Source organism: Clostridium sp. Marseille-P299 (assembly GCF_900078195.1).
Taxonomy (GTDB): Bacteria; Bacillota; Clostridia; order Lachnospirales; family Lachnospiraceae; genus Lachnoclostridium.
Map to the genome: position 1 here is coordinate 367,646 of NZ_FJVE01000007.1, position 19,994 is coordinate 387,639.

Genomic DNA, 19,994 nt, shown 5'->3' on the forward strand with positions numbered 1-19,994 from the left:
CCCTAAATCTACTAGAGCCCACCTTAGGTTGGGCTCTAGGTAGTTAAAGGTGGTGAGTTGTCACATCATAAAAAAGATAGTAAGAGGGGTATCATGCGAAAATTTATAGTAAAAAGAATATTAACAAGCGCCGTAATTTTATTTTTTGTTTCGTTAATTATATATGCGATTATGCGCTGCCTTCCAACTTCCTATATTGAAACAATTGCAAGAGAAAGAGCATCTTTACCAGGAGCTAAAAGTTATCAAGAATGGTTAGATCAATTAAATGCAGTGTACAATTTAGATGGCGGTATTATTGAAGGTTTCTTTGGTTGGCTAAGTAAAGTCGTAAGAGGCGAATTTGGTGATTCATGGTATTACAATATACCAGTTACACAAAAATTTAGTAGTGTTATTTGGGATTCCTTTATATTAGGATCAGTATCATTTGTATTGCAGATTATTATTGCGATACCACTTGGTATTTTATCTGCAAAAAAACAATATAGTAAAACAGATTATGCAATTACTGTAATTGCTTTGATTGGTATTTCATTACCATCATTCTTCTTTGCAACAATTTTAAAATTAATTTTCTCCATCCATCTTGGTTGGTTTGATTTATATGGTAAAGTTGGTAGATATTATGACCAATTAGATACTATGGGTAAAATACTAGATGTAACAAAACACTTTGTTTTACCGACAGCTACAATCGTTATTGTAAGTATTGGTAGCTTAATGCGTTATACAAGAACAAATATGCTAGAAGTATTAAATTCGGATTTTATTCGTACAGCTAGGGCAAAAGGGTTGTCAGAGCGTACTGTTATTAATAAACATGCATTTCGTAACACCCTTATTCCAATTGTAACAATCATTGGTGGTTCTTTACCTGGATTATTTGCAGGTGCAATGATTACAGAAACATTATTCCAGATTCCTGGAATCGGATATACATCATATCAAGCTATGACTGTTGGTGATATTCCATTCTATATGTTCTACATGGTATTTATGGCAGCGTTAACATTACTAGGTAATTTATTAGCCGATGTCTTGTATGCCGTAGTTGACCCAAGAGTAAGAGTTAGCTAGGGAGGTTACGATGAAGATGATATGGACAAATATAGTAGAAAACATGTCTTTTGCGGGAGGTAAAAATGGAAAAGAATAAGAAAAACATCAATTCCCCTGCAGGGAAGGTGAATACTACTAATCAAAATAAAGATAGTGCAGCGAAGGGAAATCAAAATGTTGCATTAGATGATGAATCAAGGGTTAAGGTATTATCCCCTACGATGCTCGTTGTAAAACGATTCTTAAGAAATAAACTTGCAATCGCAGGTACGGTTATAATATTAGCAATGTTTTTATTTGCATTTCTTGGCGGACTTGTGAGTCCTTATGATGAAAGTCAAGTATTCATGGGTTATGAAAAAATGAGCAAGGAATATGCAAGTGTTACTTTAAATAAAGAACTACGTTATACAGTAGTAGAAGGAAAAGAGTTTCCATCTGCTGCAAAAGCGGCATTACTTTTAGCTGTTAATAAAGGTGAAACAAGCTTTGAAACAATGGGAGTTAAATATACTCTAATCAAAGAAAGTGACAGCCTTTATAGAATTGTAAGCTTAAATCCAGTTGCAAGTGCTACCGTATTACGTGGAATGGTTAATATTACTGTTCCAGCAGGTAATAATTTACCAGGTAATCTTGAAGAGGCATTCCGTACTGCCATCAAAGATGGACAGACAAGTGTTGTAGTAGACAATGTTACTTATATGATTAGTCAAAACGGAAAAGAATATGTACTTGGTACAGCGGATGAAATTGCATTTGCATCTACAAAGATCTTTGACGTTTATGAAAAAGATACAGTTTTAAGTCATGGATTTAAACTTGCTGCTGAATTAGCGATTATAAACAATGAAAGAACTTTTAGCTTTGATGGTGTAGAGTATAGTGTTGAAATCGAAAATAATACAGCAACTATTAGCCGTTTAGAAGGAACAAATAAAATTCCATATGCAAACGTGTCTAACTTCTTAGCACAGCCAATTAGTAATGATGTATTTTTAGATATTTCATTTAAAACATTAATTGAAGATGCTATCGCCAATGGTGAGACAACTGCAGTAGCTACAAATGAAAATGGAGAAGAAGTTGTTTATACTATTACCCGTAAGAATGAACAATATACAGTAAAAGCTGATATTGAAACTCAAAAAATTAAGATTTATGAAGCACCAAGTAAATCACACTGGTTAGGAACCGACGCAAATGGTATGGATATCTTAACAAGATTGATGTATGGTGGTAGAATTTCCTTAATGATCGGTTTTATTGTAGTAATTATTGAAGCAGTATTGGGTGTAGTACTTGGTGGTGTTGCAGGATACTTTGGTAAATGGGTTGATAACTTAATCATGAGAATTGTAGATATCTTCTACTGTATTCCATCAATGCCATTGATTATTATTATAGGTTCCATCATGGACTCCATGAAGATTGATCCTCAGATCCGTATTTATTTCTTGATGTTTATCATGGGATTCTTAGGATGGCCAGGTATTGCTCGTTTAGTACGTGGACAGATTTTATCTCTTCGTGAACAAGAGTTTATGACAGCTACAGAAGCACTTGGTATTTCAGTACCAAGAAGAATTTTCAAGCACTTAATTCCAAACGTAATTCCTCAGTTAATCGTTATGCTTACAATGGGACTTGGTAGCATTATCTTAACTGAATCTACATTAAGTTTCTTAGGTATTGGTGTTAAATTCCCATTTGCTTCCTGGGGTAATATCATTAGTGCGGTAACTAATGTATATGTTATGACAAATTATTGGTTTGTATGGATACCAGCAGGTATTTGTATCTTATTAACTGTATTAGCATTTAACTTTATTGGTGATGGGTTACGTGATGCGTTTGACCCTAAAATGAAAAGGTAGGTGAATACGATGTTTAGTAAAAAAGGTAAAAAGAACGTTAACTACATTTCAGCCAAAGAGTCACGTCGTATTTCACGCGAAAACCGTAAAATAATGAACGAATTCGAGAAGAAAAGAAATCGTAAGAACGTTCCAAGAGAAGAATATATTACTGAAATGAAAGATAAAAACAATGTTGTTGAGTTTGATGATTTACACACATATTTCTTTACTGACATTGGTACTGTAAAATCCGTTGATGGTGTATCATTTAGTATACCTGTAGGTAAAACAGTAGGTGTTGTTGGTGAATCTGGTTGTGGAAAGTCAGTAACAAGTCTTTCATTAATGCAATTGGTTCAGCGTCCTCAAGGACAGATTGTTAGTGGTTCTATTCGTTTTAATAACGGAACAGAATGTTATGATATTGCAAAAACTCCTACAAAGGAAATGCAAAAACTTCGTGGAAATCAGTTATCTATGATATTCCAAGAGCCAATGACAAGTTTAAATCCGGTATTTCGTATCGGTGCGCAAATTGATGAAGTTATTGAACTTCACAACAAGGATAGAAAAGCAGACGAAATTAAAAAGCGTTCTATAGAAATGCTTGAACTTGTCGGAATTGCAAATGCTGAGGGTGTATATAGCATGTACCCTCATGAACTTTCCGGTGGTATGAGACAGAGAGTTATGATCGCAATGGCACTTGCTTGTAATCCAAAACTTATCATTGCAGATGAACCTACAACTGCACTTGATGTTACGATTCAAGCACAGATCTTAGACATTTTAAGAAGTCTTAAAGATAAAGTAAATAGTAGTATTATGTTGATTACACATGACTTAGGTGTTATTGCAGAAATGGCTGATTACGTAGTTGTTATGTATGCTGGTCGTGTAGTAGAAAAGGGAACCGTACAAGAGATTTTTAGTAATCCAAGTCATCCATATACAATAGGATTAATGAATTCTAAGCCAGTTGTTAATAAGCAAGTAGAACGTTTATATAGTATCCCTGGTAAAGTACCAAATCCTGTTGATATGCCAAATTACTGCTATTTCAAAGATCGTTGTGATCGTTGTATTAAAGCTTGTGAAGGTCAATATCCTGGAGAAATAAAGCTTTCTGACACACATGTAGTATCCTGCTATAGATATGCGGCAGAGAATAGTAAGGAGGTATAGTATGTCAGAGAATAAGAAAAAACATAACGGAATTGAAAACGATTATACTCCAATTCTACATGACGATAAATATATTCTAGAAATTAACGAATTAAAAAAGTACTACCCAATTAAGGGTGGTGCTTTATCCAAAACTTCTGGTTATGTAAAAGCTGTGGATGGAGTTAGTTTTAAAATAAAACGTGGTACTACAATGGGACTTGTTGGTGAGTCTGGATGTGGTAAGACTACAGTAGGTAGAACTATTTTAAGACTTCAAAGTAAATCTGGCGGTCAGGTATTATTCCATGGTAAAGAAGTGCATGATATGAATAAGAAAGAATTACTTTCTATTCGTCCTAAAATGCAAATAATTTTCCAGGATCCATATTCTTCTTTATCACCACGTTTACCAATTGGTGAAATTATTGGTGAAGCAGTTAGACAGCATAATATCGTACCAAAAGAAGAATATGAAGATTATATCGATAGAATTATGTCAGCATGTGGTTTACAGCCTTATCATAAAGAGCGTTATCCACACGAATTTTCTGGTGGTCAAAGACAAAGAATTTGTATCGCTAGATCTTTAGCATTAAATCCTGAGTTCGTTGTTTGTGATGAGCCAGTATCTGCACTTGACGTTTCTATTCAGGCGCAGATCATTAACTTATTAAAAGATTTACAGAAAGAGTTCAATTTAACATACTTGTTTATTTCACATGACCTTTCTGTAGTTGAGCATATTGCTGATACCATTGGTGTTATGTATTTAGGAAATATGGTGGAATATGGTGATAAGGTTGATGTATTTAGAGAACCATTACATCCATATACACAAGCATTATTCAGTGCAATACCAATGCCTGATCCAAATGCTAAGATGAACCGTATTATTTTAAAGGGAAGCATACCATCCCCTGCAAACCCTCCAGCAGGATGTAAGTTCCATACAAGATGTGGACACTGCATGGATATTTGTAAATCAGTAGTACCAACAGATAATGAAGTTAGACCTGGACATTTTGTAAAATGTCACTTATATAATACGAATAAATAATGCCAAACACATTCAAACTAGAGAATAGAGTAAAAAGCATTAAATAAGCTCATTCTATAGTTTGAAAGAAGGTGTTATTCTATGAAGAACAAAGAGGTCCCCCCTGGAGAAGATGCCAATATTATGGAAGGTAACACAAGAGATGATAATATCATATATTCTTATATATCAAATCCTGTGGACAAACCATATATCATTGGCGGAGAGGAAATGATAAAAGTTACACCTACCTATCATAATGCAAAGGATTACGATGGTGTATCTTTTGAAGATATGGATATGGAAGAGATGGAAAAGGAACTTTTAACAAACTCAAAAGGATACCGAGAAAGTAAGGAAGAATCAAGTATTACTAGAGAAACTACTTATTTTGGGGTGGATGAGAAAGACATGACAAATAATTCGTTAGATCGTAATAACTCTAAGGATACTACATTTGATGAGAATCAAAGAGTAGCGGATATGAATGTTGAGGGAATGCCTTGGTATACAAACGAACCAGACGAGGATGAACGACTCAAACGTTTACTAGAGCCTACATTAACGAAAAAAGAAACAAGGCATTTAATATTTAATGCCATGTTAGCTGCTTTGTTAGTAGGTAGTGTATTTATATTTGGTTTATTTCTTTTTATTTTATTTTGTACTAAGATATGGTTTGTATAAAACTAATAGTAGTAAAATTGAATAATGGTATCAAAAAAGCATGAAATGTTGTATTACAATATTTCATGCTTTTTTGTTTTTTGAGAAATTCAGGTGTAAAAATCCCTGTGTATTGATGGAAAAGCTATTTGCCTCCATGTTACATACATTCATTTTTCTATATAAAGCAGAAAAATCCACCATAAAAAATATATAAAGGGAACATATATTCGATTTTCCTTGATTTTAAAAAGAAAAAATGCTACAATATAACAAACATATGTTTGTATTTTATGCGTTAATTCATACATAATAATAGAAGGTGAATTTTAGAAGACAATAAGCTTTTTGTTAGTTCTTCTATCAATATAAAAGCAAGCTAAATTTAATTTAAATATTACAGGTGGTTAATATGGTAATTCAGGAATCCATGAGTATGGAACAAAAACTTTCAATATTAGCAGATGCAGCCAAGTATGATGTCGCTTGTACATCTAGTGGCGTTGATCGTGGAGGAAAAGAAGGTAGCATTGGCAGCGCAATTGCAAGTGGTATTTGTCATACTTTTTCAGCGGATGGAAGATGCATATCATTATTAAAGATACTTTTTACAAATGAATGTATATATGATTGTAAATATTGCATTAATCGAGCTTCCAATGATGTACCAAGGACAACGTTTACACCTGAGGAAGTATGTAGTTTAACGATGGAATTTTATCGTAGAAATTATATAGAAGGACTTTTCTTAAGCTCAGGAATTTTGCACACACCTAACTATACCATGGAGTTGATAGTTCAAACACTCCGTATGCTTCGAACAACGTATAACTTTAATGGATATATCCATTGTAAAGCAATTCCTGGTGCTGATAGGGATTTAATCGAGCTTGCTGGATGGTATGCAGATCGTATGAGTGTAAACTTGGAATTGCCAACAGCGGAAGGCTTGAAGCGTTTAGCACCACATAAAAACAGAAAGAATATATTAAATCCAATTAGACAGATTCAAGATGGAATCGAGGAGAGCCAAACAGCCTTAGGAATGATGGGTGGTAATAAAGGAGCTTACTGGCATACGAGAAGAAAGCTTGAAGGCAAGAGCATCGAGGCTAAAAGAGCAGAAGATCATGCAATGTACGTCAATCAATATACACCCAAAAAGACAAAACAAGAGTATGAAGACCGAATCCTTCCCGAAAATTCTGATGGAAAATTAAAAAATACAAACATTAACGATACAGAAAATAAAAATACGAACAAGTATGAAGTAAAAAATAATGATATAAAAAATGGTAATATAAAAAATAGTAATATAGATTATGATATAAAAAATAGTGATGTAAAGAATAGAAACATAAATTATGATACGAAAAATAGTGATATAAAAAGTAATAGCTTAAAGCATTACAATACAATGAATGGTGATATAAATGATAATCATTCAAATATATCCCAAATAGTAACTAGAAATTCTCAGACAGGGCTTACGAGATTAAATCAATTTGCAGGTGAAAGAGGTTTTGTACCTGCAGGGCAGAGCACTCAGATGATTATAGGAGCAACGAATGAGAGTGATTATGAAATCGTATCTGTTGCAGAAGCTCTTTATCAGCGATTTGATTTAAAGAGAGTATTTTATTCTGCATTTATTCGTGTGAATGATGATAGTTCTCTTCCTGTTTTACAAGGGGGACCACCATTGTTACGTGAACATAGGCTTTATCAAGCGGATTGGTTATTACGTTATTATGGATTTGAAGCAGGAGAGCTATTAACAAAGGAACGACCTAATTTTAATGTATTTTTAGATCCGAAATGCAATTGGGCGATTGGACATTTGGAACAATTTCCGATTGAAGTGAATAAAGCAGATTATTATACATTACTTAGAGTTCCAGGGATTGGACCAAAATCAGCTGGTAGAATTGTTGGTGCTAGACGAACAGCAACTTTAAAATTTGAGGATTTAAAAAAAATGGGAGTTGTGCTTAAACGAGCCATTTACTTTATTACATGCAATGGTCAAATGATGTACCCAACAAAAATAGAAGAAAATTATATTACAAATCAGCTTCTTAACGTGAAAGAAAAATTACCAAGGCATCTAATTGATCCTGGAATCACATACGAGCAATTATCGTTATTTGACCACAAGAATTTTGCTAATTTTGTAGGTTAGTAGATATAAATGGATTCAATACGTAGGGAAAGGAATCGTAGAGAATGAAAAATATCAAGATATACCGATGTGAAGATAGTATCGATGGTATATTTACTGCTGTTTACGATGCTTGGGCATCCAAATATGGACATGATTATATTAAATTAGAGACAATAGATGATAATGCATGCTCAAATTTTGAATTATTTACAGAGTATATTGCCGTTAACACAGATTTAGAAAAATCTCAAAAAGTTTCTCGCTCAATTAAAAATAAAATTTCAGCGTATGCTTATGAGATGGTGATTCATGCAGCGTTATCAAACGATAGCCGAAAAGCAGATAGTATCTATCATTTTTTAGTAATAGGCTTTGCAATGGGAGAACAAGTAACAAGACATCTTGCAAATCCATATGTAGCAAATTTATTTGAGATGAATCGTAATGTGGGGAATGAAGTGCATCATTATAAAGGTTTTTTAAGATTTCAAGAGATAAATAATGAATTATTACTAGCGAAATTTCAACCGAAAAATAATATCGTTGAACTTCTCACACCTCATTTTGCAGATCGATTGTCCATAGAAAATTTTATTATATTGGATGTTAATCGTCGATTGGCATCTGTTCATCAAAAGCATATGCCGTGGTTTATGACCGTGCTGAGTAAAGAGAGTATGGAAGAATTATTATCACATGCTGATAAGGAAGAAGAATATGAAGCATTGTGGAAAGCCTTTTTTAATAGTATTGCGATATCGGAACGAGAGAATTATCAATGTCAGAGAAATCATGCACCGCTTCATATGAGAAAGTATATGATAGAATTTCAAGATAATAGCAATTAATCAAATCCTATCGTAGCAAAGATTAATAAACAGCTATGTGCATATAATAAATTCGAAAATAAAAAATTATATTCTCAATATAGAAAAAACGATAAAATTAAGCGTAAAAATTAGAAAAACCTAAGTTTTCTTCACATAATGTATAATGAACTTTCAATGTGGAATACTAAGCAAGTAAAGATAATTAAACTTGACAGGAGGAGTATTCCATGAAAAAGAAAGTTTTTATGATGATTGCTTTATGTATGATCTGCCTCTTCGGATTTACAGCATGTACAAACGGAAATGGCGGAACAGGAGCTGGTGGCACAACAACTGCTCCAACAACAGTACCAAATAATAATACTAACACAAATACGAATACTGGAAATGGTGTAACACATACGCCTACCACTGGTGCAGTTAACGGAAATACCAATGGAACTGGAACAGTTAATGACAATGGTACAGTTGGCGGTGCTGCAAAAGATGTTATTGATGGTGTAGATAATGCTGTTGATGATATTACAAATGGTATTGAGCACAATACTAATACAAATAAAAAATAGTAAAGTTTTATATAAAAGGAGCAGAAGTAGTTCGCTCCTTTTATATTGTATTATTTTACATTGTATTATATTACATACAAAAAACAATCCTTATCATTATGATTTATCTCTTTTTCTAGTTTCATCCCAAGTTTTGTTGCAACTTTTATTGATTTAATATTATTGGTATCAATAACTGCGATAATTCGATTGATATCTAAGTTATGTTTTGCGTAATTTATAACAAATTCAGACGCTTCCAAGGCATATCCATTGTTCCAATAATCATAGTCAATAAGATAACCCAATTCTATTTCGGTAATTTCGCCTATTAAACTATTTTGCAAGCCACATCTACCAATTAATTTACCATTATCTTTTAAAAAGATCCCCCAAATGCCATAACCATAAAAATTATACATATTACTAATATGAGATTTATGTTTTTCAAACTCAACTTCATATGGCTCATTCATATCATTGATAAATTTTAAAACATTTGGATTTTTAGACATAGTATAAATATCTTTAAAATCATTATTAGTAAGTTCGCGTATTATTAAACGATTTGTCATACCAATGGTTAGCGGTTCACCTTTAGAACGTAAATAAGTGTTATTTACAAATGTATAATTAATTTCTTCAAAGCCTTCAACGATAATGTCTGCAAGACTTAAATCTTGATTCCCTGAATTAGGATTATAAAAACCAATACAAGTGATTCCTGCATTTTTAGCAGCTCTAACACCGTTATTAGAGTCTTCAATGACAATTGCTTCAGATGGTAAAATCTTTAGTTCTTCGCATGCCTTTAAAAATACATCAGGAGCTGGTTTTGGATTTTTAAGATCTCTACCAGATACATATCGGGAAAAATAAGAGGTGATATCTAGTGAATTTGCCGTATCCATAATGGCGTCCATAGGAGAGGAGGAGGCAATTGCTAACTTCATATTATTGTTATATAAATTAATGATCAATTCTTTTATATAAGGGATAGCGGGATAACCATTTGTTTTTAATAATTTTTCCTTTTCTTGTTTGTTTGCTAATAAAAAATCTTCAATTGAATTACTTAATTGATATTTTTCTTTTAATACTTCAAACATATGTTTATCCGTACTTCCAATAAAAGATGAGAAGTATTCATCGTCAATAGAGACACCAAAGCGTTTCATAACATTAATTGCAGCTTGGGTATGTAATGGTTCACTATCAATCAATACGCCGTCCATGTCGAAAATCACAGCTTTTAGCATTTGTTTATCCTCCTTGAAATATTAAGATTATTGGCATTCTTTGAGCTTTTATGTCGAATAACATTTTTGACACCAAAAAGTGCATTTGTTATAATAATAACAGATGATTGATTCAAAAATCAAGGTTATGGATTTTTATAAATCACTGGATAAATTAAGGAGGTAATATATATGCCATTTATTAATTCTAAATTGAATTGCTCCATTACTGATAAGCAAAAGGCAGTAATAAAAGAGAAATTAGGGAAAGCAATATCGATAATTCCAGGTAAGTCAGAAGCATGGCTTATGCTGGGATTTGAAGATGATTATTCTCTTTATTTCAAAGGAAAAGATTTTGAAAAGCTTGCCTTTATCGAGGTTAAATTATTTGGAAAGGCAGAAAAAGCAGCCTATGATGAATTAACAGCTGCTATCTGCGAGATATATAAAGAAGTATTAGGGATACCAAAAGACTGTATATATATTACTTATGAAGAAATCAGTAATTGGGGTTGGAATGGTACTAACTTCTAAGATTTTCTAGTTAATAATTTTTCAAAAAACAAACCGGCTAGAAACCAAGCTGGAGCATAATCAATACGTATGACACCTTTAAAGTTTAGTTTTGCTTTACTATAATCCCAAGGACAAGCTTTTGCCTTTTTTAGTAAAGTACCTGTAATAAATTCGGTTACAAATATAAATAATGCATATACTGTACCACGTGTAACAGTACAACGGTTTTTTAATACCTTGCATAGTGGTGAAAAACATGCGGCTAGTCCATAAATAGGAAACATCCAAACAGAGGTGCGACATAGCAATTGCTTATCTTTATGTGAATAGATAGAGCTAAGACCTGTCCAAAAACATTCCATGCACCATCCGCTTAAGCCACATAATAAAAAGTCAGTAAAAAAATTCTTTTTCACAAGAGCACCGTGCCTTTCTTTTATATAAAAAACAATCGTATCCCAATGATTGTATTATTTGTAAAGCTTCCGTGCTTATACGAAAGAATTTTTACCAAATTAATAAGGAATTGAAATTAAGCGGGGTTGTTGAAAAATAGAATTGTTTCAATCTATTATAAACGGCCCTATTTTTTTATAAAAACCTTTAGTACAAATGTAGCTATGTTAAAAAGCATATTTTATAATGGAGATAACGAATGGAAATTGAGAGAAAGTTTACAATTAAGGAATTGCCAAAAGAATTAGAAAAATATGAAAAAAAAGAGATTGAACAAGGATATTTATGTATAGAACCTGTGGTCCGTATCCGAAAATCTGACGACGATTTTTATATGACTTATAAAGCAAATAAAAATATTGCTTTTAAGAATAATGAGGCTGCTTTGATTAATGAAGAAGTAGAAGTTCCGTTAACGAAAGAAGCCTATCTACATCTAAAAGAGAAAGTAGATTATCATATCATTGAGAAGACGAGATACATTATTCCATTGGAGAATAATCTAAAAATAGAGTTAGATGTATTTAAAGGATGTTTAAATGGATTATATTTTGCCGAAGTAGAATTTAGAAATGAAGAAGAAGCGAAAAGTTTTGAAGCACCAGATTGGTTTTTAGAGGATGTATCTTTTGATAAGAGATTTCGAAATAATTATTTGATTCAAATTGATTCACTTGAGGAATTAGGTTTAGCGTAAAGGAACGATAAATAAACTAGTGGGTCGATGAACAAGAGAGTGTGCATTTATTACAAGATACTTTCAAATATAGAACTAATAAAATAGGGTATCAATACTACATATAGTTAATATCTAATGTACTATTGATACCCATTTTTATTATAAAGGTATGACTAACTAAATCTTTAAACTTTATTTATCAGCCTTTAAGCTTTATTTATCAGCCTTTAAACTTTATTTATTAATCTTTAAGTTATTAAATCTAAGTTATTAAACTTAGAGAGTATTAGAATTAGGAGTTTCTCAGTTATCATTATCTAAATTTTTAAAATTAGACTGATCCACATTAGAGTTCTTAAAGTATGGAGTTTCTGTATCTGATTGATTCAAATTAAATTCATTAAAATCTGAGTTCTCAAAGCTTACTCTATCAAAATTTACATGGGTTAAATTTTCATTATCTTTCGAATAAATAGGTAAATTTACAACTGCTTTAAATAAATCACCGTCCAAAATAATATCAAAATCACCATGCTGTAGCGTTGCTAAACTTTTTGCAATGGATAAGCCAAGTCCACTTCCTTCAGAATTTCTTGATAGATCACCACGAACAAAACGTTCCATTAGTTCATCACCACTAATGCCTAATTTTCCTGCAGAAATATTTTTTACTTGAATCGTAGCATATTCCTCATTGCAAGAAACATCAACATAAACTCGAGTATTACGTAGCGCGTATTTATTTACATTGGAGAATAAATTTTCAATGATTCGATAAGTGCTTCGGCCATCTCCTAAAATGTAGATGTTCTCTTCAGGGACTTGAAATACTGTTTCTAAATTGTTTTCTGAAAAACGATCACTAAATTCTCCAATCGCTTGTTTGATTAATTCAATAATATTTAATCGTTCTAGATTTAGTGTTAATGCTCCAGAAGATGCTTTTGAAGCTTCGACTAAATCCTCAATTAATGTTTTTAAACGCCATGATTTTTCCGTTAAAATAGCTAAATAAGAATTAGCCTTTTCGTTCTCGAGGTGTTCCTTGTTTAATAAATCAACATAATTGATAATGGACGTTAAAGGTGTTTTAATATCATGTGATACATTTGTTATTAACTCGGTTTTAAGTCGTTCACTTTTAAGTTTTTCTTCTACAGCATTTGATAAGCCATCGCTAATTCGATTGATACTCTTAGCAATTGTTTTCGAAGGCTCAGAAAGATCTTTTGCTGGAATTTTCGCATTTAAATCCCCGTTGGCGATTTTTCTAGTCCCTTGAATTACCACATTCATATCTGCAAATGTTTTTATTAAACTAAGACATAGTAAACAAAAAATAAGGAATACAAGGAAAACATATATAAGAGGTTTATGGTAGGCAACTAAAAATACAAATCCTTGTAAAATTCCAAAAAACATTAATAAAAAGAGCAATCGAATTGCTACATGTCGATGAATTAACAGTTTAGAAATTGAACGTAAATAACATCTTATTTTATAAAAACCTTCCACGAATAAATATTTAAGTAAACTATGAAGAATGGAATGTTTATATAAAGTATGAGCTTTTAAACGTTTAACAAAGGTATCAAGTCCTATGATAAAAAATGTGTAAGTGATGACGAAAAATAAAATCATCCAAATAATTTCGTATAAACGCAATCGATAATAAGCATAAAATTTTAATAAAATAAAAATGATAAATATATAGGAAAAGCTAAGAATAATGGTTGCTATTTCCGAATAGAGTTTATCAAAAGAATTTAGGTAAACTCCAGTGTAACCTTTTTTATATCCTATGCAACATATGATTCCAATTACTGAAAGTAAAAATAAGATTCCCGTTACGATACTAATTTTTAAATTAATCTCATAACTAGCTCTTAGGGTTTGAAAATTTTCATATAAATTAGAAAATTCATCATTTTTATCATTTTCTGCATTACGGACAAAGGTATAGATGACATAATCATTTGGTTCATTTGATGTGTTTGCAACAATTGAATTAGATGTCTCTTCATCCTTTGAAGTAATCGTATATTTATTAGTTATAAAATCAACAATCCAATCAATACTTGAATCATTGATACTACTGTCGAATTTATTCTCAACGTTGGTAATATAACGGCTATTTTTTGTATTGATCACTAAGTATGCTGGAAACGTACTAATGGATTCTAGATATTTTTCAAATGATGTATCAGTTAACTCAATTGTTTCATCCTCTGCTTTTAGTAAATCAGCGAAATGAGGACTATAGTAGTATTCACCAGTAGTAGTATTTTTCACATAATAGTAAAAACTTTTACAATAATAATTTAATAGACGATTATAATATTCAAAGCTTTCCTGAGAAGCAGTATAAACACTATCAGAGGGACGTAAATTACCTTTTGCTTCACCATTCAATATGGAAAGAAGATCAGAAGTATAATAGATACTGTTAGGATCTGCAACAAATCCGTTTTCTTTATAGGTAATGTAAACAGCGGTACGCTCTGCATATTTTAGATATAACTGTTCAAATTGTCTGGTATCAGTATAAGAGGTCGCCTCCATAGAATAATGGTTTAAATAAGTTAACACCTTTATTCCACATAAGCTTGTAATTCCACTACTAATAAATGCTATGAGAATCAAAAAAACTTTAATGAATAAGGATTGTTTTAGTTTCATAATTGGTAAGTACCCTTCCATTCCTTAAAATAACGAGAGACTGGATTAGTCATATTTTTCAACTTTATATCCAATTCCCCAAGCAACTTTTAAATATTTCGGATCTTTTGAATTAATCTCAATTTTCTCACGAATATGTCTGATGTGAACAGCAACGATATTATCTACTCCAAAAGATGGCTCGTTCCATATTTGCTCGTAAATTTCTGAAATGGAAAAAACCTTTCCTTTATTTTTAACAAGTAATTTTAATAGGTTATATTCAATGGGCGTTAATTTGATTAATTCCCCATCAACGGTAACTTCTTTAGCTTCGTCATCAATTACTAAACCACCAGATGAGTAAATGTTCGTTTTTTCATTAATACTTCCTAATTCTGTATATCTGCGTAATGCAGATTTAACTCGAGCAATTAACTCTAATGGGTTAAATGGTTTTGTAATATAATCATCCGCACCTATATTTAAACCTAAGACTTTATCGCTATCTTCGGATTTTGCAGTTAAAAAGATGATTGGTAAAATGCTATTACTTTCTCTTAATTTTCTAGTAGCCCGCATCCCATCCATCATTGGCATCATAACATCGAGTAAAATGAGGTGAACCTCGTTATTTTCAACCATTTGTAAAGCTTCATAACCATTGTAAGCTTTCAGTACATTGTAGCCTTCTGTATTTAAATATATTTGAATTGCATCAACTATTTCTTTATCATCGTCACATACGAGTATTGTATACATGTTAATCCTCCTAATTACCTATTTCATTATACACAAAAATCCCATCATAAAAAGAGTTTATCTATATCATAACATAAGAATGTTAAAAAACGACAGTAAAAATAATTAAGAAATTATGAAGAATATAATTATTTTGCATAAAAATTAAAGAATTGCATATAATAAATTTGGAAAAAAATAAAAATATTATATATTATTACACTAACGTATTGACTTTTAAAAATATATTATTTTATAATAAGATAGAGCAAAGACAAAGGGGTAATTGCGTTTATTCGCTATACCTTTTTTTCTTTGCTTTTTTTCATTGATTTTATTTGTTTAAAGGAGATATGAATATGGGATATGTTGATGAAGTAATCGAAAGAGTAATAGTAAAAAATCCAGGTGAACCAGAGTTTCACCAAGCAGTGAAAGAAGTATTAGAGTCTTTAAGACCAGTCGTAGATGCAAATGAGGAAGTTTATCGTAGAGAAGCTCTTTTAGAGCGTTTAGTTGAACCAGATAGACAAATCAAATTTAGAGTGCCTTGGGTGGATGATAAGGGACAGGTGCAAGTAAACACTGGATACCGTGTACAATTCAACAATTCCATCGGACCATACAAGGGTGGTTTACGTTTACATCCATCTGTTAACATTGGTATTATTAAATTTTTAGGCTTTGAACAAATTTTTAAAAACTCTTTAACTAGTCTTCCAATTGGTGGTGGTAAAGGTGGATCTGATTTTGATCCTAAGGGAAAATCCGATCGTGAAATTATGGCATTTTGCCAAAGCTTTATTACTGAATTATACAAATACATTGGTGCTGATGTAGATGTACCTGCAGGCGATATCGGTACAGGTGCAAGAGAAATTGGTTATATGTATGGTCAATATAAAAAGATCACTGGAAGATATGAAGGCGTTTTAACTGGTAAAGGTTTATCCTATGGTGGATCTTTAGCTAGAACAGAAGCGACTGGTTATGGTTTATTATATTTAACAGAAGAAATGTTAAAATGTAATGGCAGTGATATTGCTGGAAAGACTGTATGTATCTCAGGTTCTGGTAATGTTGCTATCTATGCAGCACAAAAAGCACAACAATTAGGAGCAAAAGTTGTTACTGTAAGTGATTCTAATGGTTGGGTTTATGATAAAGATGGTATAGATATTGAAGCATTAAAAGAAATTAAAGAAGTAAAACGTGCTCGTTTAACTGAGTATGTAAAATATAGACCAAATGCAGAATACCATGAAGGTAAAGGTGTTTGGTCCGTAAAATGTGATATTGCTCTTCCATGTGCTACTCAAAATGAATTATTACTTGAAGATGCGAAGATGTTAGTAGCAAATGGTTGTATGGCTGTTGCAGAAGGTGCTAATATGCCTACAACTCTTGATGCCACAGAATATTTACAGGCAAATGGCGTATTATTTGCACCTGGTAAAGCTGCAAACGCTGGTGGTGTAGCAACTTCTGCATTAGAAATGTCCCAGAACTCCGAAAGATTAAGCTGGTCATTTGAAGAAGTAGATTCTAAGTTAAAAACAATCATGGTTAATATCTTCCACAATATGGATGAGGCTTCAAAACGTTATGGTTTTGAAGGAAATTATGTTGTTGGTGCAAATATCGCAGGATTTGAAAAGGTTGCAAATGCAATGATCGCTCAAGGTGTTTGCTAGTTACTAGATTACAAGCGCTTGATTAGGATTATTAAGAAATAATAAATGTCATACATCATTAAGTAGATTAAATAGAAATATAAGAAAACGGCCGTCCATAAAAACTCAGGACAGCCGTTTATTTTACTTTTTAATCGCATATTTTTCTTTTTGTTAAGCATTTAGGGATTTCTTCTTCTTGCTGAGCAATAGGGGGTTCTTCTTATTAAAATGAAAGATTACCAACAAATAAATCTTTGGTAAAGGCAAAAAACTCACGTATATAATACTGAGGGGTAGTAACCATAAATTCGCTGGTTCCTAAACTACTAATATTTTGTAGTCCTAATTTTTTTGCCAATTTCATAGCTCGAAAACAATGGAAGTTACTTGTTATAATTACTATATTTTGTGAAGGACTTTCAATGAACTCCATGCTAAATTTTAAATTTTCAACAGTATTGGTTGAATTTTCTTCTAATAAAATTCGTTCTTCATCGATACCAAGTTTTAGGAGTCCTTGTTTTATTGCATAAGCTTCTGTAACATCTTCCCCTGGACCTTGTCCGCCAGAACATATCACAATTGTATCAGGATTTTCATTTAAATAATAAGCAGCAGTTCTGATTCTCATTTCCAGTGTTTTAGAGGGTGTTGTGCCCCTTACTTGCGCACCTAAAACTATTGCATAATCTGCATTTTGATTCGGAATTTTGTTTCCAAAGTAGATTAAAAAACCTTCTGCAATAAGAAATAACGCAAGTCCTGTCCAAAAACATATCATTATGAGTTTGCTAATTCGTAGCTGAATAAGTGAGTTATTTTTAAGTGCAAAGGTCATAAATAAAGACAAAGAAGTAGAAGTCATCCATGCTACTAGCCAAAAACTTGAAAAAGAAGTCTTTCGCCCAGAAACATATAATACTATTATGTAATATACGATAGATAGTATGGAAATACCTCGGAGAGTATACATTGTAAATTTAATCATAGAAACCTCCATATATTTGATAGAATAAATCTTTTTCATATTTAAATAAATATCTAGATTGTAATTGATCAATTTGTAGATATAAGTTTAACGGAATATGCGACAAATCATATCATAGTCATCTTAGGGAAAGCAAGTATGTAGCAATAAACTTAAGAAAGGATTAATTTTTTAGATTAGATAAAAAGAAAAGCAGAGACAAAACAGTAATAAATACATTTATTAGTCACTGTTTTGAAACTGCTTTAAATAATATTTTAAATTTATAAAAGTCTGAAGTAATCATTTTATATTTATTAAATATAGTTACCTAATGATTGATAGTGTAAAATATTTTGTGTAAATAAAAAAAATAGAGAAGTTCCATCTGACATGGTAGAATGTTTAACGACGAAGAAAAACACCAAACCAAGAAAGAAGGACTTCCCTATGACTTATGATAACAAAAATCACAAAGAAAATCTAGACTTAAACTCTTTTTTTCAAGAGTATATTCTTAGTCTGTTAAAACAAACCATGGAAACCTTAATGAAAGAGGAACTCACTAACGTTTTAAATTATGAAAAATACAGCCCGGAAGGTCATGGTACGGGTAACTCACGCAATGGTTACTACAGTCGTAACTATGAGACCAAATACGGTACAATTGAAGGAATCAAGATACCTCGTGATCGTAACAATGAGTTTGAGCAACAACTCATTCCTCCTTATGCAAGACGTGACGATTGGCTAGAAACAATGATTATTCGAATGTATGCCAGCGGTGCATCTACACGTGAAATTGCAGGTATTATAGAAAAGCTTTATGGTAATTCATATAGTGCTGCAACTGTAAGCAATATCACCGATGTTGCATTGGAAGAAATCGAACAATGGCATAATCGAACTCTCAAAAAACGCTACTCCGTTATATACATCGATGCACTTCATATCAAGCTAAGAAGAGATACTGTATCAAGTGATGCTGTATACTTCATCCTAGGCGTTGATGAAGATGGTTATCGTGAAGTATTAGACTTCTTCATCGGAGTAAATGAGAGTGCTTATGTCTGGGAAGATAACCTACGTCTACTTAAAAATCGCGGTGTAAATGAGGTTCTTCTCTTCGTAATGGACGGTCTCAATGGTTTAGATGATGCTGTTCACCGTGTGTATCCGAAAGCTGATATTCAACGTTGTATTGTTCATAAAGTGCGAAACTCCATCCGCAGTGTACGAAAGAAAGACATCAATGAATTTACAGCTGATCTGAAAGTAGTCTATGAATCACCAAACTATGATCAGTGTAAAGTTGCACTTGATGATTTTTCAACGAAATGGAGTAAATCTTATAAACGTTTAGTGGAATCCTGGTTAAATGATGAGGATTTATTTACGTACTACAAATATCCTGTTTCAATCCGTAAATCCATTTATACAACGAATTGGATTGAGCGATTCAATAAGGAAGTACGTCGCCTGATCAAGACCAAAGACTCTTTACCAACAGAAGATGCCTGCAGTAAGTTAGTTTACTACAAGGTCATTTCCTATAATGAATCATGGTCATCCAAGAAACTCAGAGGTTTTTCTAGCAGTTATGATTCCCTTCAGGATATGTTTACTGAGAGGTACTCATAATCTATTTACACAAAATTCTTGACACTACCTAATGATTATTTAATATATTTATTAAATATAGTTAGCTAATAATTATTTAAATATTTATTT

At 32.0% G+C, this 19,994-nt stretch carries 17 protein-coding genes; 12 read left to right on the forward strand and 5 right to left on the reverse strand.

Annotated features, from left to right (window positions below):
• The first annotated feature begins 93 nt into the window (after positions 1–93).
• The 8 genes from BN4220_RS09870 (at position 94) to BN4220_RS09905 (ending at position 9,350) form a co-directional block, all read left to right on the forward strand.
• Positions 94–1,080, forward strand: a complete 987-nt coding sequence (locus BN4220_RS09870; protein ID WP_066715736.1) for an ABC transporter permease — start codon at positions 94–96, stop codon at positions 1,078–1,080.
• Positions 1,081–1,145: 65 nt separating this feature from the next.
• Positions 1,146–2,939, forward strand: a complete 1,794-nt coding sequence (locus BN4220_RS09875; RefSeq protein WP_066715737.1) for an ABC transporter permease — start codon at positions 1,146–1,148, stop codon at positions 2,937–2,939.
• Positions 2,940–3,095: 156 nt separating this feature from the next.
• Positions 3,096–4,106 (forward strand): ABC transporter ATP-binding protein, encoded by a 1,011-nt coding sequence (locus BN4220_RS09880; protein ID WP_347477138.1) that lies wholly within the window; start codon positions 3,096–3,098, stop codon positions 4,104–4,106.
• 1 nt (position 4,107) lies between these two features.
• Positions 4,108–5,145: an ABC transporter ATP-binding protein gene (locus BN4220_RS09885; protein ID WP_066715739.1), complete on the forward strand. Its 1,038-nt coding sequence runs from the start codon at positions 4,108–4,110 to the stop codon at positions 5,143–5,145.
• Between the two features lie 81 nt (positions 5,146–5,226).
• Positions 5,227–5,811 (forward strand): hypothetical protein, encoded by a 585-nt coding sequence (locus tag BN4220_RS09890; protein ID WP_066715740.1) that lies wholly within the window; start codon positions 5,227–5,229, stop codon positions 5,809–5,811.
• Positions 5,812–6,202: 391 nt separating this feature from the next.
• Positions 6,203–7,972, forward strand: a complete 1,770-nt coding sequence (locus BN4220_RS09895) for a putative DNA modification/repair radical SAM protein (protein ID WP_066715741.1) — start codon at positions 6,203–6,205, stop codon at positions 7,970–7,972.
• Between the two features lie 44 nt (positions 7,973–8,016).
• Complete coding sequence (locus tag BN4220_RS09900; protein WP_066715742.1) at positions 8,017–8,802, forward strand: TIGR03915 family putative DNA repair protein; 786 nt, start codon at positions 8,017–8,019, stop codon at positions 8,800–8,802.
• A 209-nt stretch (positions 8,803–9,011) separates the two neighbouring features.
• Positions 9,012–9,350 carry a hypothetical protein gene (locus BN4220_RS09905; RefSeq protein ID WP_066715743.1) on the forward strand — a complete coding sequence of 113 codons (339 nt, stop codon included), beginning with the start codon at positions 9,012–9,014 and terminating at the stop codon, positions 9,348–9,350.
• A 65-nt stretch (positions 9,351–9,415) separates the two neighbouring features.
• Here the strand turns inward: BN4220_RS09905 and BN4220_RS09910 are convergent, their stop codons facing one another.
• Positions 9,416–10,588 (reverse strand): GNAT family N-acetyltransferase, encoded by a 1,173-nt coding sequence (locus BN4220_RS09910; protein WP_066715744.1) that lies wholly within the window; start codon positions 10,586–10,588, stop codon positions 9,416–9,418.
• A gap of 171 nt (positions 10,589–10,759) precedes the next feature.
• Here BN4220_RS09910 and BN4220_RS09915 point away from each other — a divergent pair, with 171 nt between their 5' ends.
• Complete coding sequence (locus BN4220_RS09915; protein ID WP_066715745.1) at positions 10,760–11,104, forward strand: phenylpyruvate tautomerase MIF-related protein; 345 nt, start codon at positions 10,760–10,762, stop codon at positions 11,102–11,104.
• On the opposite strand, the gene BN4220_RS09920 is transcribed toward BN4220_RS09915, so the two are convergent.
• Positions 11,101–11,502: a putative ABC transporter permease gene (locus tag BN4220_RS09920; RefSeq protein ID WP_197467919.1), complete on the reverse strand. Its 402-nt coding sequence runs from the start codon at positions 11,500–11,502 to the stop codon at positions 11,101–11,103. The two genes, BN4220_RS09915 and BN4220_RS09920, sit on opposite strands and share 4 nt — an antisense overlap.
• Positions 11,503–11,741: 239 nt before the next feature.
• On the opposite strand from BN4220_RS09920, the gene BN4220_RS09925 reads away from it, so the two are divergent.
• Positions 11,742–12,239 carry a CYTH domain-containing protein gene (locus tag BN4220_RS09925; protein WP_066715746.1) on the forward strand — a complete coding sequence of 166 codons (498 nt, stop codon included), beginning with the start codon at positions 11,742–11,744 and terminating at the stop codon, positions 12,237–12,239.
• A gap of 285 nt (positions 12,240–12,524) precedes the next feature.
• Here the strand turns inward: BN4220_RS09925 and BN4220_RS09930 are convergent, their stop codons facing one another.
• Both BN4220_RS09930 and BN4220_RS09935 read right to left on the reverse strand, forming a co-directional pair.
• Complete coding sequence (locus tag BN4220_RS09930) at positions 12,525–14,900, reverse strand: sensor histidine kinase (RefSeq protein WP_066715747.1); 2,376 nt, start codon at positions 14,898–14,900, stop codon at positions 12,525–12,527.
• A 45-nt stretch (positions 14,901–14,945) separates the two neighbouring features.
• Positions 14,946–15,641 (reverse strand): response regulator transcription factor, encoded by a 696-nt coding sequence (locus BN4220_RS09935; protein WP_066715748.1) that lies wholly within the window; start codon positions 15,639–15,641, stop codon positions 14,946–14,948.
• Positions 15,642–15,979: 338 nt separating this feature from the next.
• On the opposite strand from BN4220_RS09935, the gene gdhA reads away from it, so the two are divergent.
• On the forward strand, positions 15,980–17,314 hold the full coding sequence (gene gdhA / locus BN4220_RS09940) for an NADP-specific glutamate dehydrogenase (protein ID WP_066715749.1): 1,335 nt from the start codon (positions 15,980–15,982) through the stop codon (positions 17,312–17,314).
• Between the two features lie 205 nt (positions 17,315–17,519).
• Here the strand turns inward: gdhA and BN4220_RS09945 are convergent, their stop codons facing one another.
• A complete protein-coding gene (locus BN4220_RS09945; RefSeq protein ID WP_066715750.1) occupies positions 17,520–18,284 on the reverse strand; it encodes a YdcF family protein in 765 nt (254 codons plus the stop codon).
• A 429-nt stretch (positions 18,285–18,713) separates the two neighbouring features.
• Here BN4220_RS09945 and BN4220_RS09950 point away from each other — a divergent pair, with 429 nt between their 5' ends.
• Complete coding sequence (locus BN4220_RS09950; RefSeq protein ID WP_066715751.1) at positions 18,714–19,904, forward strand: IS256 family transposase; 1,191 nt, start codon at positions 18,714–18,716, stop codon at positions 19,902–19,904.
• Positions 19,905–19,994: the final 90 nt, after the last annotated feature.

Bases quoted from the DNA above. Each gene is read 5' to 3' on its own strand.
- BN4220_RS09870 (WP_066715736.1), top strand. From the start codon at position 94: ATGCGAAAATTTATAGTAAAAAGAATATTAACAAGCGCCGTAATTTTA.
- BN4220_RS09875 (WP_066715737.1), top strand. From the start codon at position 1,146: ATGGAAAAGAATAAGAAAAACATCAATTCCCCTGCAGGGAAGGTGAAT.
- BN4220_RS09880 (WP_347477138.1), top strand. From the start codon at position 3,096: ATGAAAGATAAAAACAATGTTGTTGAGTTTGATGATTTACACACATAT.
- BN4220_RS09885 (WP_066715739.1), top strand. From the start codon at position 4,108: ATGTCAGAGAATAAGAAAAAACATAACGGAATTGAAAACGATTATACT.
- BN4220_RS09890 (WP_066715740.1), top strand. From the start codon at position 5,227: ATGAAGAACAAAGAGGTCCCCCCTGGAGAAGATGCCAATATTATGGAA.
- BN4220_RS09895 (WP_066715741.1), top strand. From the start codon at position 6,203: ATGGTAATTCAGGAATCCATGAGTATGGAACAAAAACTTTCAATATTA.
- BN4220_RS09900 (WP_066715742.1), top strand. From the start codon at position 8,017: ATGAAAAATATCAAGATATACCGATGTGAAGATAGTATCGATGGTATA.
- BN4220_RS09905 (WP_066715743.1), top strand. From the start codon at position 9,012: ATGAAAAAGAAAGTTTTTATGATGATTGCTTTATGTATGATCTGCCTC.
- BN4220_RS09910 (WP_066715744.1), bottom strand. From the start codon at position 10,588: ATGCTAAAAGCTGTGATTTTCGACATGGACGGCGTATTGATTGATAGT.
- BN4220_RS09915 (WP_066715745.1), top strand. From the start codon at position 10,760: ATGCCATTTATTAATTCTAAATTGAATTGCTCCATTACTGATAAGCAA.
- BN4220_RS09925 (WP_066715746.1), top strand. From the start codon at position 11,742: ATGGAAATTGAGAGAAAGTTTACAATTAAGGAATTGCCAAAAGAATTA.
- BN4220_RS09930 (WP_066715747.1), bottom strand. From the start codon at position 14,900: ATGAAACTAAAACAATCCTTATTCATTAAAGTTTTTTTGATTCTCATA.
- BN4220_RS09935 (WP_066715748.1), bottom strand. From the start codon at position 15,641: ATGTATACAATACTCGTATGTGACGATGATAAAGAAATAGTTGATGCA.
- gdhA (WP_066715749.1), top strand. From the start codon at position 15,980: ATGGGATATGTTGATGAAGTAATCGAAAGAGTAATAGTAAAAAATCCA.
- BN4220_RS09945 (WP_066715750.1), bottom strand. From the start codon at position 18,284: ATGATTAAATTTACAATGTATACTCTCCGAGGTATTTCCATACTATCT.
- BN4220_RS09950 (WP_066715751.1), top strand. From the start codon at position 18,714: ATGACTTATGATAACAAAAATCACAAAGAAAATCTAGACTTAAACTCT.